The following is a 14,562-nucleotide window of genomic DNA, read 5'->3' as shown; positions in this document are numbered from 1 at the left end:
TCAGCCGGACTGCGGAACCGGCAGGCTTTTATCATCCGGCCGGTTTAAAAGTCTGTTGAGCAGAAATGCCGCATTTTTCCGCATAAATACCGACGAATCGAAGATGTATCTTTTTCTGACAGCTTCTTTATTAATAAAGGGTTAAATTTATCCTTAAAACCCAGGTTTTTCAAGGGAAATACTTGACAAAGAAGGGATAAACGTATATATATAATATAGTGTCTGAGAGATTAAACTCTTTTGCATACAGAAATAATTTACAGTGATAACAGGAGGAGTTCATAATGAACAAAACAGAATTAGTAGCAGCTATGGCTGACGCAGCTGAAATTTCCAAGAAGGATGCAGAGAAAGCTCTGAAAGCTTTTACTGATGTAGTAGCAGATGAACTGAAAAAAGGCGGAAAGGTACAGCTGGTAGGCTTCGGTACCTTCGAAGTATCTGAAAGAGCAGCCAGAGAGGGAAGAAATCCTCAGAGCGGTGAAGTTATGAAGATTGCTGCTTCTAAGGCTCCTAAATTTAAAGCAGGAAAAGCTTTAAAGGATATGCTTAACGCATAATTGGGATTTATACATTTATAATGGACAAGTATCAGTGGCTGCCAAAACACAAATTGGCAGCCATTTTGTTGTGGGGGGCCACGTCCCTTCCGAGAGCATCTGTCAAGGATGGTACCCAGGATGTTCCAGGCAATGCCGGGTTCCGCTGCCAGACAGAGTCTCTGCGTGGGCACGCAAGTGAGTGCTTGCACTCGCTTTTGCTCTGCTAAAAACGCAGCGGTACTAGGATTGCAGAGGACGCAATCCTAGTACCGGCGTTTTTAGAAGGCCCTTGCAGAGATCTCTGTCCGGCAGCGGAACCCGGCATCGCCTGGAACACCCTGGGTATCATCCTTGACAGATGCTCTCGGAAGGGACTGGATCAGGCTTGCGGAAGGTTATGGGGAGAATTAAGAAGGAATTGTATGAATGTGTATATCATAGTATAATCAGGGAAACGGTATCCTGAAAGTGCCGGATGATGCCGGATAATGCCGGAGAGTGCCGGATGATGCCCGAGAGTGCCGGATTATAGTTGGAATGGAAGGTTTGGGTTTTTCTTGTGTGATGGGATTGGGGAAAATGTGATTGATAAGGTTGGAACAGCAAAAAATATAAAATATATTTTGAAGGAACAAAAAATCGGAGGAGGAAAATTATGAGATTGGATAAGTATTTGAAGGTATCACGGCTGATTAAGAGGCGTACGGTGGCTAATGAGGCTTGTGACGCGGGGCGTGTTTTGATTAATGATAAGCCGGCTAAGGCTTCTTCCAATGTGAAGGAAGGGGATATTATTACGATTCAGTTCGGGAATAAGGATGTGAAGGTGGAAGTGCTGGATGTGCAGGAAACGGTGAGGAAGGAAGAGGCTAAGGAATTGTTCCGGTATCTGTAGGATGTCTTGACTTTTGGGGGAGTTTCGCTTACTATGATTACAGAAAGGCAGGTGAGTCGTATTATGAGGAAAATGGATAATGGGAATTTCGGAAAGCAAAGACGTACGGCTCGCATGAGGGGATAATTCTGACAGCATTCATCCTTTTATATTTGAGTGGTAAATTTACGGCGCTTCTGTTTTCCGGGAGTGCTGTTTTTTTTATGTTAAGAAAGGATTATAGAATGCTGAAGCTTGAATATTTGTTTGAAAATTATGAGTTGGCCAGGGAGGCGCTGGCTTTATGGGAGCATGATGAGGATAACCTGGAGGAGATGCTGGGGTATTTCCGTATATCCTCCAATGCGGTTTATCCTTTTACAAGGGAGGGCAGGGTCTGTTTCCTGCGGCTGGCTCCTGTGGGGGAGAAGGCGGAAACGGATGTCAGGGGAGAGTTGGAATTTATCCGTTATCTGCTGAAGGAAGGGTATCCGGCATTGAGACCGGTATGCTCGCTGTCCGGAGAGGATATGGTAGTGGCCGATACCGGGTTTGGAAGGTATTTTGCGTGTGTTTTTGAGAAGGTGGATGGTGTGGAGATCTCTGAGGCCGGATACGGCCGGGAGGTGATGTATGCTTATGGAAGGGCTTTGGGGAGGCTGCATGCTCTTTCTTCGGGGTATGTTCCTGTTGTGAGGAAACGGGAGCATAAGGAGATCCTGGAATGGATAAGGCGGACTTTAGAAGAATACGGAGGCTGCAGGGAGGCTTTTACAGAGCTGGCGGCGGTGGAGCGTGAGCTTGGCAGGCTGGCGGTGACGACGGAAAATTATGGGCTGGTGCATTATGATTTTGAGCCGGATAATGTTTTCTGGGATGAAGGGAAAAAGGAATGCAGCGTCATTGATTTTGATGACGGAATTTATTGCTGGTACGGGTTGGATCTTGAGCAGGTGCGGGATTCTCTTGCGGAGGAGCTGGAAGGGGAGCAGCTGGAAAAGGCCTGGAGGGATTTTCAGGAAGGATATGCCTGCGAGTATGCTTATCCGGAGGAAACGAGGGAGCTTCTTCCTCTCATGCGCAGATTTGTGGACTTACGTTCTTATGCGGGGCTTATCCGGTGCATCAGTTCGGTGACGGAGGAGGAGCCGCAGTGGCTGGTAGAACTTCGCGGGAAGCTGAACGGAAAAATAGAGAGGCTGGAAGAGGGATTTTCGGAAACATGTCCTGCAGCGGAGTAAAGCAGTCATAAAAAGGGGCCTTCTCACATATATTCTATAAGAACACGTGAGGAGGCCCCAGCTATGGAAGATTTGAATACAACCAGAGACAGACGTCATAAAGTGGTCCTGACAGACAGAGGAATCTGCAATATCAGCGGTGTGTGTGACGTGCTTTCCTTTGATGTGGCAGAGGTTCTCCTGGAGACTGAACAGGGGATGCTCATGATAAAAGGAAATGATCTGCATGTGAGCCGCCTTATGCTCGATAAGGGCGAGGTGGATGTGGATGGAAAAATAGACAGTCTTACATATTCGGAGAATACCGGCTATGGCGGAAAAGGGGAATCTCTTTTCACCAGGCTTTTCAAGTAGGTGCGCCGTGAGCCCGGTAATTGCAGGAGAAGGAGTTTTTATACTGCACTCCTTCCTCCTGGGAGTGATTATTACTTTTATTTATGACCTGTTTCGTATTGTAAGACGAATCATTCCCCATGGATGGTTCCTGCTTTCGCTGGAGGATCTGGCCTTCTGGATACTGGCAACGGCAGGTATTTTTTATATGCTTTATTATGAAAACAGCGGGATGTTCCGTTGGTTTTCCGTGATAGGGGCAGGGGTGGGAATGTTCCTTTATAAGAAGACGCTGAGCGCGCCTTTTGTGAATCTGGTTTCCGGAGCGGTGAACAGGCTTTTGGCGCTGCTTGGGAAATTCCTGTGGAAACTGACGGCTCCTGTGCGCTTTGTCTGGCACAAGCTGACGGTGCTGGCAGGAAGGGGAGCGCGCAGGGCGGCAAGGGAGGCCAGAATACGCCGCAGACAGGTAAAATACAGGTTGACTGCATGGAAAAAAGCGATTAGAATGAATTTATGTAAACGACGGGAGAAAAGACAGGATAAGAAAAAAATGAGGCAGAGGGACGCAGGCGACTGTGGCTGAAGGACGGCTTTTCAAAGAGGTGTTAATTAAATATGGTAAAAAGAAAAGTGGTTTTCCGCAAGAAGAGACAGAACCGCCTGGGAATGTTCCTGGTACTGACGGTCGTATTGATGCTTCTTGTCGTGGTTTCCTTCAAGAGCGTGGAGTTAAAGCAGAAGCAGGAAACCTACGCCGCAAAGGAAAAGGCTCTGCAGGAGCAGATAGATGCGGAAAACGCCCGGACACAAGAAATAGAAGAATATAGAAAATATACCCAGACCAAAAAGTATGTGGAAGAGGTTGCCAAGGATAAGCTTGGATTGGTCAAAGAAGGGGAAATTATATATAAACCGAAAGATTAAACTGTGGAATGAGACAGCGGAAGGGGCTTCGGCCTGCTTTCGCTGTCTTTTTGTATCAGGGGACTTTTTTCCGGAAAACAGAAGTCTGCATAAACAATAAACATAAGAAACGACCCCGCCCGACGCACAACCGCAAAAGCTGACAGTAAAAAACGCTGAAAAGAAAAGCTCTTGTGAGAAAAGAAAAAAATAACCGGAAAAAAAAGGAGGACATCCCTCTACGCTTTGACAAATCCTGCAAAGTCAGTCCGTTATAATTGAGTGAAAAATGAGGCTCTATTATGAGGAAAGGCGGGATGGCAGATGAAAAACAAGGACACTGCGGATACGGCGCAGTCCGTTTATCTTTTGGAATATGGCAGGCGTAAAATCAAAGTATGTGCGGATACCTTTCAGAACCTGGCACAGATTTTCGGGGAAGAAGGGGAAGGCATGGATGCGGAAGAAGAGGCCGGCGCACGGCAGGCCAGAGCGGTTTATCTGATGAGGAAGAAGCTCACGGAAGGACGTCAGCTGTTTGCGGGGAACCTGAAGGAAATGGCGGAAATGATGAACCAGGTGGCGGAAGAATCCGTGCGGTTTATCAGCCTGGGAAGCAGGAGACAGAAGCAGATCGCCAAGGGCCTCTTAAGCGAGGGGCTGCTGGCAAAGGATGTGTACCTGGTACAGAAGGGCGACGGGCGCATGGAGCTTTCCGTGCTGCTTTCAACAAAGGGAAGGGCGTCCCGAACGGTGGAGGATGCGGCGGATTATCTTTCCGTGCTTCTGGATATGCGACTGGTATCCGCAAAGAGGAATCCGTTCTTTATCGGACAGACGCCCCTGTGTTTTTTCTTCGAGGAGGAGCCTTTTTATTGTTATATGACGGGGACAGCCATGGCGGTAAAAGAAACAGAGGAGGTATCCGGCGATAATTTTGCCTTTTTCGAAGCGGATGACGGAAATTTCACCATGGTGCTGTCCGATGGTATGGGATCCGGGGAAAATGCATGCAGGGACAGCGAGGCCGTGGCGGATATGACGGAGGCCATGCTGGAGGCCGGGCTGCCGCTGGAAATGGCCGTGCAGCTGGTAAACAGCGCGGTTGCCAGTGAAGGAAGAGAAGAAAATATGCCGACTCTGGATTTGTGCAGTGTGGATCTGTGCGAGGGCAGCTGCCGGTTTATGAAAACGGGGGCAGCAGTAAGCTTTATTAAAAGGGGCAGCATTGTGGAAAAAATCGATGGAGGGACCTTCCCCCTGGGAGCTTTCGGGTATGCACAGGCGAAGCCGGCGGAATGCCAGCTGATGGATGGGGATTACATAATCATGCTTTCCGACGGCATGACGGAGGGCTGGCCGGACGGCGACGGAGAATCCAAACTGGAAAGCATGATAGGCCGTATCGGCGCGGTATCACCCGGAGAGCTTGCCAATTCCATCATGAAATATGCGATTGAACAGTGTCAGGGCCGGATCCGGGATGACATGACGGTTTTAACGGCCGGAATATGGGAAAGAACCAGGGAAGATTGATTTTTTTCCGTATTTTGGATATAGTATACAAAGGAAACTGAAGATTCATTCCCGCAGCCTTCCCGTCCGTGCGGCTGCCGCCGCAGGAGCGCAGATGCACGGACGGGAAGGCTGCGGGAACAAAGAACCGAAGGCTAGTAAGAAAATGGTAGAAAAAATACGCAGTTATATGGAAGAACATCATATGGCGGAAAAAGGAAGCAGGATTGTGACGGGAGTGTCCGGAGGGGCGGATTCTGTCTGCCTGCTCCATGTGCTTGCCCTGCTTTCGGACCGCTATGAATGGAAGCTGGCAGCTGTCCATGTGAATCACCTGATCAGGGAGGAAGCGGGAGAGGATGCCGCTTATGTGGAAGAATGCTGCAGGAAGCTGGGCATTGCCTTTTATCTCACGGAAACAGATGTGGAACGGGAAGCGCAGCAGAAGAAGCTTTCTGTGGAGGAGGCGGGGCGTCAGGCGCGTTACCGCGCTTTTGCGGAAGCGGCGGAGGATTTCGGCGCGGACAGAATCGCTGTGGCGCATAACCGCAACGACAGGGCGGAAACCCTTCTTTTTCACATGTTCCGCGGTACCGGGCTGGATGGTATGGCATCCATCCGGCCGGTGAGGGATCATATTATCCGTCCTCTTCTGTGCGTGGGCAGAGATGAGATCGAAAGCTGGCTTCTGGAAAAAAAGATAAGCTGGTGTATAGATAAAAGTAATGATACGGATACTTATACCAGAAATAAAATCCGCCGTCATATCCTTCCTTTTGCCAGGGAAGAAATCTGCGGGGAAGCGGACGTTCATCTGGCGCAGGAGGCGGAGCTGCTCATGCAGACAGCAGATTATGTGAACCGTATGGCGCAGGAGGCGCTTAATCGCTGCAGCAGCCGGGGTGCGGCCGGCGGCTGTGAGCGGAAGGCAGACTGCGGGACGGAGGGAGTCCGTAAGGAACATCCTGAAATCCGGATTGAGGTGGATGCATTTCTGCGGGAGGAAGAGCTTCTGCGCACACATATGCTGAAGCAGGTGCTGAAGGAGCTTTCCGGAGGCGGGAAGGATATAGGGATGAGCCATATCCGTGATGTGGAGGCTCTTTTTCATAAGCAGGGAGGAAGAAAGCTCATGCTGCCTTATGGAATAGAGGCGCTGCGTGGCTTCGGAGAGGTAATCCTGCAGGAAAAGGAGAAGGCGCCGGAGAAGGGTTCGGAGACGGCTCCTGCCTTTTGCCGGATAATAGACAGGAAACTGCTGGAAGAACGTATTACGGAGACAGAACAGGAAGCGCCCGCGCTGCAAATCGATGCAGGGGATGCGGGGATCCTGGAATTTTCGGTGTTTTTCAGGGAAAATTCTCAGATTATTCCACAAAAAACATGTACGAAATGGTTGGATTATGATAGAATAGAATCTCTGGTACTTCGGACCAGACAGCCGGGGGACTATCTTGCCATCAACGACAGGCTTCAGAAGAAACGTCTGAAGGACTACCTGATTCAGGAAAAGATACCGGTTAAAAATAGAGAAAATCTGCTTCTGCTCGCGGACGGCAGCCATGTCCTCTGGGTATTGGGCTACCGCATCAGCAGTGCAGTGAAAGTAACGGAAGATACAAAAAGGATACTCCGTATACACATAAGAGGAGGAAAAGAAAATGGCTGAGAGAGTCAGAGTTTTATTATCAGAGGAAGAGGTGGATGCCAGAATCCAGGAAATAGGGGATCAGATCAGCAAGGATTATGCCGGAAGACAGGTTCATCTGGTATGCGTGCTGAAGGGCGGAAGCTTTTTTATGTGTGAGCTTGCCAAAAGGATTACCGTTCCGGTTTCTTTGGATTTCATGTCTGTATCCAGCTATGGAAGCTCCACCAAATCCAGCGGTATCGTAAAGATCGTAAAGGATTTGGATGAACCTCTGAAGGATAAGGATGTCATCATTGTTGAGGACATCGTGGATTCCGGCAGAACCCTGAGCTATCTGATGGAAATGATGCGTGACAGAGGGCCTAAGAGCCTGGCGCTGTGTACGCTTCTGGATAAACCGGAAAGAAGAGTGGTTGAAGTAAATGTGAATTATACCGGCTTCCGGATTCCCGATGAGTTTGTAGTAGGCTACGGGCTCGATTATGACCAGAGATACAGAAATCTTCCGTACATTGGTGTGGTGGAATTTGATGATTAATCGATAAGAAGCTGCGTGAGCAGCTTCTTCGTTTGAAAAAAAAGAAGATAAGCATGTTCTGAGGCTGCAGGGATCTTCTGAAAAAGGAGGAAAGAAATTGGGAAAAAATGTCAGGGGCTTTAATCTGATCTTTATATTGCTGCTTGGAGCTCTTCTGCTGATGGTCTGGTCCAGTTCCATGAACCAGATGCAGGATAATTATACCAGAGGAGCACTGGAAAAGGATCTGGCGGAGGGCAATGTGAGCAGCGCCGTTATCAGCCAGAACAAGGAAACCCCTACCGGTTCCGTTACTGTTATGCTTAAAGGCGGGGATAGCCGGACCGTCTATGTGACGAATGTGGAAGAGGCTATACAGCTTTTTGAGGACAGCGGCATTGATCCTATCGTGCGTGATGTGCCCAAAGAAAGCTGGTTTATGAATTCCATGCTGCCCGTATTGATAGTAGGCGTTGTTATCATGGTATTTTTCTTCATGATGATGAATGCCCAAAATGCAGGAGCGGGGGCAGGAAGCAACAAAATGATGAATTTTGGCAAGAGCAGGGCCAGAATGAGCGTGGGCAGTGAGAACAAAATTACTCTCAAAGAGGTAGCCGGGCTGAAGGAGGAGAAAGAGGAGCTTCAGGAAATCGTGGATTTCCTGCGTGAGCCTTCCAAATTCACCAAGGTAGGCGCGAGGATTCCCAAGGGAGTTCTTCTGGAGGGCCCTCCCGGAACAGGTAAGACGCTTCTTGCCAAGGCGATTGCCGGCGAAGCGAATGTTCCTTTTTTCAGTATTTCAGGCTCTGATTTTGTGGAGATGTTTGTTGGTGTGGGCGCTTCCAGGGTCCGTGACCTGTTCGAGGAAGCCAAGAAGAACTCACCCTGTATTGTATTTATCGATGAAATTGACGCTGTGGCAAGGCGCAGAGGCACCGGCATGGGCGGCGGCCATGATGAAAGGGAGCAGACCCTGAATCAGCTGCTTGTGGAAATGGACGGCTTCGGCGTGAATGAAGGCATCATCGTTATGGCAGCGACCAACCGTGTGGATATCCTGGATCCGGCGATTCTCCGCCCGGGGCGTTTTGACCGTAAGATCAGCGTGGGGACTCCTGATGTGGGCGGCAGGGAGGATATCCTGAAGCTTCATGCCAGGAATAAGCCTCTGGCCGAAAACGTGAACTTAAAGCAGGTTGCCCAGACTACCGCAGGCTTCACAGGGGCGGATCTGGAGAATCTTTTGAATGAGGCGGCAATTCTGGCTGCCGAAGCGGATCGGGTTTTTGTAGCCCAGGAAGATATCCAGAGAGCGTTTATCAAAGTGGGAATCGGTTCGGAGAAAAGAAGCCGCATCATTTCCGATGAAGAAAAGAAAATTACCGCATACCATGAATCAGGCCATGCCATTCTCTTCCATGTGCTGCCTGATGTGGGACCGGTTTACACGGTATCCATTATACCTACCGGCATCGGCGCGGCAGGCTATACGATGCCCCTTCCCGAACGGGATGATATGTTTATGACAAGAGGACGGCTGGAAGAGGAAATCATGGTTTCCCTGGGAGGCCGTATCGCCGAGCAGCTTATTTTTGATGACATTACCACAGGGGCCTCCAGCGATATCAAGAAGGCTACCAAGCTTGCCAGGAAAATGGTTACCCGCTTCGGTATGTCGGACAATATCGGCGTTGTATGCTATGACGACGATGACGATGAAGTGTTCATCGGAAGGGATCTGGCCCATGCCAAATCCCACAGTGAGCTGATCAGCGGGGAAATTGATAAAGAGGTTAAGGAAATCATAGACAGGTGCTACAGCCGCGCGAAGGATATCATCCTGGAAAATATGGAGGTGCTCCATAAGTCCGCACAGCTTCTTCTTCAGAAGGAAAAAATCACCAGAGAAGAGTTTGAAGCCCTGTTCCAGAAGGAGAAACCCTTCTTCGATACCGTTGCTGAATAGTCAATTGTGAAAAAGTACCAAAAATGATATAGTGAATTTGTGATATTTGTGAATTCTGGGTATGTACAAATTGGGTTGGGTTTGCTATTATAATACTCGTAACCCCCCCCAATACATTATATAGTTTTTTGCTATACCCCATAAGAAATACCTTCTCTAAAAAGGACAGCCGTAAAAAGCTGTCTTTTTTACTGTGGTAAAAGCTTGAATGTAGGCGGGGTTTACGTTACAATGGAGAAGGAAAATCTCTAATAGTAGGCATTTAGGTTATATACCGGGAAATGCATGAGAGCAAGGGTGTTTGGATTATGAATTTTGAACGGTTTTTGCGGGGCGAACAGCATCAGTATATAAGCAGTATGCGGCCGGTCCTCAGCAAAAGAGCTCTGTTCAGTGATACGACTGGAAATTTTATATCACCGGCAGAACCGGCACCATACAGTGAAGTGACAATTACCTTCAGGGCAAAAAAGAACAATCTGGACCGGGTGTTTTTTGTCTGCCAGGGACAGAAGAATCTGATGTTTAAAGTGTCGTCGGATTCTCTTTTTGACTATTACGAATACCGGCAGCTGCTGGATAATGAAAAAATCACTTATTATTTTGAAGCACAGTTAGGAAAAGTAAAATGCTATTATGATACAAGAGGCGTGGTAAAGCAGACGGAAGAGCATTATTATTTCTGTATTATACCCGGCTTTTCCACACCGGCCTGGGCCAAAGGCGCAGTCATGTATCAGATATATGTGGATCGTTTTTATAACGGAGATCCCGCCAACGATGTACTTACAGGAGAATACCATTATATCGGTGACAAATCGAAAAAGGTTGATGACTGGTACCGGTATCCTTCCCAAATGGACGTGAGGGATTTTTACGGGGGAGATCTGCAGGGAGTATTGGATAAGATGGATTACCTGCAGGATCTGGGGATAGACGTGATCTACTTCAATCCTCTGTTCGTATCTCCGTCTAACCATAAATATGATATACAGGATTATGACTATATCGATCCCCATGTGGGAAAGATAGTATATGAGGAAGGCGATCTTCTTCCGGACTGGCAGCATGAAAACCGTTTTGCCGGCCGTTATATCAACCGTGTGACCAACAGGGTGAACCTGGAGGCCAGCAACCAGATGTTTATTGATGTGGTTGAGGAAGCCCACAGAAGAGGGATGCGCGTTATTATTGACGGTGTGTTCAATCACTGCGGCTCTTTTAACAAGTGGCTGGATCGGGAACGGATATACGAAGGCAAGGAAGGCTATGCCAAGGGCGCCTTTATCGAAAAGGACAGTCCGTATCATGACTATTTTATGTTCCATGATGAGAACAGGTTTCCTTATAACCCCACTTATGACGGCTGGTGGGGGCATGATACCCTTCCCAAGCTGAATTATGAGGGTTCCAGGCAGCTGTATGAATATATCATGAAAATTGCGGCTAAATGGGTTTCACCGCCTTTTAATGCCGACGGCTGGAGACTGGATGTAGCCGCGGATTTGGGGCATTCCCCGGATTTTAACCATCGGTTCTGGAGAGATTTCCGCAGAAGTGTTAAAAACGCCAATCCCAATGCCATTATTCTCGCGGAGCACTATGGGGATCCTTCCTCCTGGCTTCAGGGGGATCAGTGGGATACGGTGATGAATTATGATGCATTTATGGAGCCGGTGACCTGGTTCCTTACGGGAATGCAGAAGCACAGTGATGATTACCGCCCGGATTTGCTGGGCAACGGAGAAAGCTTCTGGTCAGCCATGGGCTATCATACTGCCTGTTTTGCCACACCTTCCCTTCAGGTTGCCATGAATGAGCTTTCTAACCATGATCATTCCCGTTTCCTGACCCGTACCAACAAGAAGGTGGGACGTATGAATACCTTGGGGCCGGGCGCCGCCAATGAAGGCGTTGACAAGGCTGTTATGAGGGAAGCGGTATTAATACAGATGACCTGGCCAGGCGCGCCCACGATATATTACGGGGATGAAGCCGGACTGTGCGGCTTTACCGATCCGGATAACCGTCGTACTTATCCCTGGGGCAGGGAAGATAAGGAGATGATCGCCTTTCATAAGGCAATCATCCGTGTGCATAAGGAAAATAAGGAATTTAAGACCGGCTCCATCAAATGGATGCTCACCGCCGATAATATGATTGGTTATGCCCGTTTTACCAAAGATAACCATTCCGTGATACTGATTAACAACAATGGGCACGAAATGACGAAGGAATTATCCGTCTGGGAACTGGGGATACCCAAACAGTCGGAAATGACAAGGCTTATCATTACAGGAAGGGAAGGATATGATACGGAGCATGTGACGTATCAGGTAACGGCAGGAAAAATAACCGTGACTATGCCCCCCTCATCAGGGGTTATCCTGCAGCATAAGAATAAACCGGTCAGGAAGCAGGAAGACTTGAAAACGAATGAGAAAACGAACGGAAAAAATTTCTTGCAATTCCAATAAAGTTATGGTTAAATGTATATTGTTGGAGACGGATTTCCGTCTCCGGCAATAGAAAATGGATGGATTCCCGAGTGGCCAAAGGGGACAGACTGTAAATCTGCTGCAAATTGCTTCGGTGGTTCGAATCCACCTCCATCCATTATCCGCAGGCTCACAGAAATGCTTTGTATAGACTGCGGATGGTCTGCCGGCATGGCGGAATTGGCAGACGCAAGGGACTTAAAATCCCTCGGGAGCAATCTCGTACCGGTTCAAGTCCGGTTGCCGGCATCAGTCTTTTGAAGAGGACTCTTTACCTGGTTTCTGACGGGTAGGGTTCTTTTTTATTTTCGGCTTTTGTCGGGATATTTCTTTTCATTTTCCAGTTATCATTGAAAGTAATATAATTATTTTTTACAACGGCTTTCAGGGGCGATCCTGAAGGCCGTTTTTTGTTCTGATACATCTATGGCACAGTAAGTATAATTTTGCCTGTGTATATACATTTTTTAAAATAATATAGGCTAATTAACGGTGAAAAAAAGTAAAAACAGCTAACAACATCTTTTGAATGAGAAAAAATATACATAAAAAAACCTGTTTAAATATAAAAACAGGATACTTTATATAAAACCGTGTGGATTGAAGCGGCCCTGTTATTGTCTATAATTAAAAATAGATAAGATAAACAGCAAAAAAAGTCGGAAGGGACATGGATATGGCTAAATCAGCGGGTACCGGAGCAGTGATGAAAAAGAAGAAGCATTTAAAAAAATACATAACTCTTTATTTGATTTTTCTGCCGGTGGCAATATGGTATATCATTTTTAAATACATTCCCATGGGCGGAATTATAATCGCTTTTAAATCCTTCAGTCCGATGAAAGGAATCGGGGGCAGCCCTTTTGTTGGAATGGCCAATTTTGAACGGCTGTTCAAATCCTCTGCCTTTTTATCCGTATTAAAAAATAATATAATTCTCAGCGTGATGGACATCTGTATTGTGTTCCCGGCGCCGATTATTCTGGCGCTGAGTATTAATGAAGTGAAAAATAAAATGGGAAAACGCGTGGTACAGTCGATTACCTATCTTCCTCATTTTATTTCCTGGGCGGTGGCAGGCGGATTGTTTTATATGTTCTTCTCTGTCAGCAAAGGCCCTGTGAATGCCGTGATAAAGGCGGCCGGAGGAGCAGGCATTAACTTTATGGGAAGCTCGGTATGGTACCGGTGGATGGTAGTGCTGTCCAGTGTATGGAAAGAGGTCGGATGGGGCTCGATCGTTTATCTGGCGGCTATTACGGGAGTGGATGAAGAATTATACGAGGCGGCGGCCATCGACGGGGCAAACCGCTGGAACTGTCTAAGATACATTACCCTGCCGGGAATATCGTCGGTAATATCGGTCATGCTTATCATGAGAGTCGGGGCGATTCTGAGCCTGAATTTTGACCAGACATTTGCCATGCTGAATGATTCCGTCCTCAGTGTGGGTGAAACGATTGAATATTATGTATACCGTGTGGGAATGAGCTCAGTAAATAATTATTCGCTGGGAACGGCGATCGGGCTGTTTAAATCATTGATAGGATTTGTCATGGTGCTGGGTGCCAACTGGGCATCCAAAAGGATATCGGAAGACGGGGGAATATGGTAGTGAGGAAGAAAAGGAAAATAAGTGCTTTCACGATTGTTAATACTGTCTTGCTGGCTTTGGTTACTCTGCTTATGCTGTATCCGTTCTGGTATATTATCATAGGATCGGTTTCTTCCACAAATTATATTTACAGCGGAAAGATGCTGCTTCTTCCGGATCAGATTAATCTGGATGCCTATGTTACCATGCTCAGCAACAAAAGGGTCGTACAGTCTTTCTTCAATTCCATTTTTGTTACTCTGACGGGAACCTTTTTAAGCATGGTGCTTACCTTTATGGGGGCCTATGTCCTGTCCAAGAAATATCTGCCGTACAGGAGCCTTCTTACCCTGTTCCTGGTCTTTACCATGCTGTTTGAAGGAGGAATGATTCCCTTTTATCTTCTGGTTAACAAGCTGGGAATGACTGACACCATATGGTCGCTGATCATACCCGGCTGTATCAGTACCTACAACCTTATCATTATGAGGAATTTCCTGATGACAATTCCCATCGAGCTGGAAGAGGCGGCTGAAATTGACGGAGCGGGGCAGCTGGGGATTATGCTGAAGGTTTATCTCCCCCTGGCAAAATCCGTTATGGCCACCGTTACCCTGTTTTATGCTGTCAGCTACTGGAATTCTTTTTTCTGGGCAACCATTTTCCTGAACGATTCCAAATACTGGACACTCCAGGTAATATTAAGGGAACTGGTGCTTATGGCCAATGCTGCGGCAATTGATTCTGCCAACGGTACTATGATTACGGAAAATGCCAAGATGGCTTTGATTATCATCACATCGCTTCCAATTATTATGGTTTATCCATTCCTTCAGAAATACTTTGTAAAAGGTATGCTGGTCGGTTCTGTCAAGGGATGAGTGAATAAATAGCAAAAAACGTAACTGTTCAGGCTCCCTCT

Annotated in this window: 13 protein-coding genes and 2 tRNA genes; all 15 read left to right on the top strand. The window is 47.4% G+C overall.

Features of this window, described 5'->3' with window-relative positions:
* The first annotated feature begins 284 nt into the window (after positions 1-284).
* The 15 genes from BLA28_RS05255 to BLA28_RS05185 all read left to right on the top strand — a co-directional run bounded on the left by BLA28_RS05255 (position 285) and on the right by BLA28_RS05185 (position 14,521).
* Positions 285-560 carry an HU family DNA-binding protein gene (locus BLA28_RS05255; RefSeq protein ID WP_009255984.1) on the top strand — a complete coding sequence of 92 codons (276 nt, stop codon included), beginning with the start codon at positions 285-287 and terminating at the stop codon, positions 558-560.
* A 637-nt stretch (positions 561-1,197) separates the two neighbouring features.
* On the top strand, positions 1,198-1,437 hold the full coding sequence (locus BLA28_RS05250; RefSeq protein WP_009255983.1) for an RNA-binding S4 domain-containing protein: 240 nt from the start codon (positions 1,198-1,200) through the stop codon (positions 1,435-1,437).
* Positions 1,438-1,640: 203 nt separating this feature from the next.
* Positions 1,641-2,657: a phosphotransferase enzyme family protein gene (locus BLA28_RS05245; RefSeq protein ID WP_141702876.1), complete on the top strand. Its 1,017-nt coding sequence runs from the start codon at positions 1,641-1,643 to the stop codon at positions 2,655-2,657.
* A gap of 63 nt (positions 2,658-2,720) precedes the next feature.
* Positions 2,721-3,011 carry a sporulation protein YabP gene (gene yabP, locus BLA28_RS05240; RefSeq protein ID WP_009255981.1) on the top strand — a complete coding sequence of 97 codons (291 nt, stop codon included), beginning with the start codon at positions 2,721-2,723 and terminating at the stop codon, positions 3,009-3,011.
* Positions 2,968-3,576 (top strand): spore cortex biosynthesis protein YabQ, encoded by a 609-nt coding sequence (yabQ, locus tag BLA28_RS05235; RefSeq protein WP_081329866.1) that lies wholly within the window; start codon positions 2,968-2,970, stop codon positions 3,574-3,576. Before yabP ends, yabQ begins: the two co-directional genes overlap by 44 nt.
* A gap of 32 nt (positions 3,577-3,608) precedes the next feature.
* Positions 3,609-3,917: a septum formation initiator family protein gene (locus tag BLA28_RS05230; RefSeq protein WP_009255979.1), complete on the top strand. Its 309-nt coding sequence runs from the start codon at positions 3,609-3,611 to the stop codon at positions 3,915-3,917.
* Between the two features lie 303 nt (positions 3,918-4,220).
* Positions 4,221-5,432 carry a SpoIIE family protein phosphatase gene (locus BLA28_RS05225; protein WP_044970156.1) on the top strand — a complete coding sequence of 404 codons (1,212 nt, stop codon included), beginning with the start codon at positions 4,221-4,223 and terminating at the stop codon, positions 5,430-5,432.
* A gap of 94 nt (positions 5,433-5,526) precedes the next feature.
* Entirely contained in the window at positions 5,527-7,080 is a 1,554-nt protein-coding gene (tilS, locus tag BLA28_RS05220; protein ID WP_069156326.1) for a tRNA lysidine(34) synthetase TilS, read from the top strand.
* Entirely contained in the window at positions 7,073-7,600 is a 528-nt protein-coding gene (gene hpt, locus BLA28_RS05215; RefSeq protein ID WP_009255975.1) for a hypoxanthine phosphoribosyltransferase, read from the top strand. The genes tilS and hpt overlap by 8 nt, the downstream gene beginning before the upstream one ends.
* Positions 7,601-7,697: 97 nt before the next feature.
* Positions 7,698-9,548, top strand: a complete 1,851-nt coding sequence (gene ftsH / locus BLA28_RS05210; RefSeq protein ID WP_044970160.1) for an ATP-dependent zinc metalloprotease FtsH — start codon at positions 7,698-7,700, stop codon at positions 9,546-9,548.
* A gap of 308 nt (positions 9,549-9,856) precedes the next feature.
* Positions 9,857-12,025 (top strand): alpha-glycosidase, encoded by a 2,169-nt coding sequence (locus BLA28_RS05205; RefSeq protein WP_242880561.1) that lies wholly within the window; start codon positions 9,857-9,859, stop codon positions 12,023-12,025.
* 57 nt (positions 12,026-12,082) lie between these two features.
* A tRNA-Tyr gene (locus BLA28_RS05200) sits at positions 12,083-12,164 on the top strand.
* A gap of 47 nt (positions 12,165-12,211) precedes the next feature.
* Positions 12,212-12,295, top strand: a tRNA-Leu gene (locus BLA28_RS05195).
* Between the two features lie 427 nt (positions 12,296-12,722).
* Positions 12,723-13,661, top strand: coding sequence for an ABC transporter permease (locus tag BLA28_RS05190; RefSeq protein WP_069156225.1), 939 nt, complete (start codon positions 12,723-12,725; stop codon positions 13,659-13,661).
* The gene (locus tag BLA28_RS05185; RefSeq protein ID WP_069156621.1) at positions 13,661-14,521 is read left to right on the top strand and encodes a carbohydrate ABC transporter permease; all 861 of its coding nucleotides are present in this window, start codon (positions 13,661-13,663) and stop codon (positions 14,519-14,521) included. Before BLA28_RS05190 ends, BLA28_RS05185 begins: the two co-directional genes overlap by 1 nt.
* Positions 14,522-14,562 lie beyond the last annotated feature (41 nt).

The sequence above is a fragment of the Eisenbergiella tayi genome (assembly GCF_001881565.1).
GTDB lineage: Bacteria > Bacillota > Clostridia > Lachnospirales > Lachnospiraceae > Eisenbergiella > Eisenbergiella tayi.
The sequence above is the reverse complement of the archived record's forward strand: the minus strand, read 5'-3'. Positions and strand labels throughout refer to the sequence as shown.

What these genes read in the sequence shown, in the direction of transcription:
- BLA28_RS05230 (WP_009255979.1), top strand. Translation starts at nt 3,609, where the DNA reads ATGGTAAAAAGAAAAGTGGTTTTCCGCAAGAAGAGACAGAACCGCCTG.
- yabP (WP_009255981.1), top strand. Translation starts at nt 2,721, where the DNA reads ATGGAAGATTTGAATACAACCAGAGACAGACGTCATAAAGTGGTCCTG.
- hpt (WP_009255975.1), top strand. Translation starts at nt 7,073, where the DNA reads ATGGCTGAGAGAGTCAGAGTTTTATTATCAGAGGAAGAGGTGGATGCC.
- BLA28_RS05255 (WP_009255984.1), top strand. Translation starts at nt 285, where the DNA reads ATGAACAAAACAGAATTAGTAGCAGCTATGGCTGACGCAGCTGAAATT.
- tilS (WP_069156326.1), top strand. Translation starts at nt 5,527, where the DNA reads ATGCACGGACGGGAAGGCTGCGGGAACAAAGAACCGAAGGCTAGTAAG.
- BLA28_RS05245 (WP_141702876.1), top strand. Translation starts at nt 1,641, where the DNA reads ATGTTAAGAAAGGATTATAGAATGCTGAAGCTTGAATATTTGTTTGAA.
- BLA28_RS05250 (WP_009255983.1), top strand. Translation starts at nt 1,198, where the DNA reads ATGAGATTGGATAAGTATTTGAAGGTATCACGGCTGATTAAGAGGCGT.
- BLA28_RS05190 (WP_069156225.1), top strand. Translation starts at nt 12,723, where the DNA reads ATGGCTAAATCAGCGGGTACCGGAGCAGTGATGAAAAAGAAGAAGCAT.
- yabQ (WP_081329866.1), top strand. Translation starts at nt 2,968, where the DNA reads ATGGCGGAAAAGGGGAATCTCTTTTCACCAGGCTTTTCAAGTAGGTGC.
- BLA28_RS05225 (WP_044970156.1), top strand. Translation starts at nt 4,221, where the DNA reads ATGAAAAACAAGGACACTGCGGATACGGCGCAGTCCGTTTATCTTTTG.
- BLA28_RS05205 (WP_242880561.1), top strand. Translation starts at nt 9,857, where the DNA reads ATGAATTTTGAACGGTTTTTGCGGGGCGAACAGCATCAGTATATAAGC.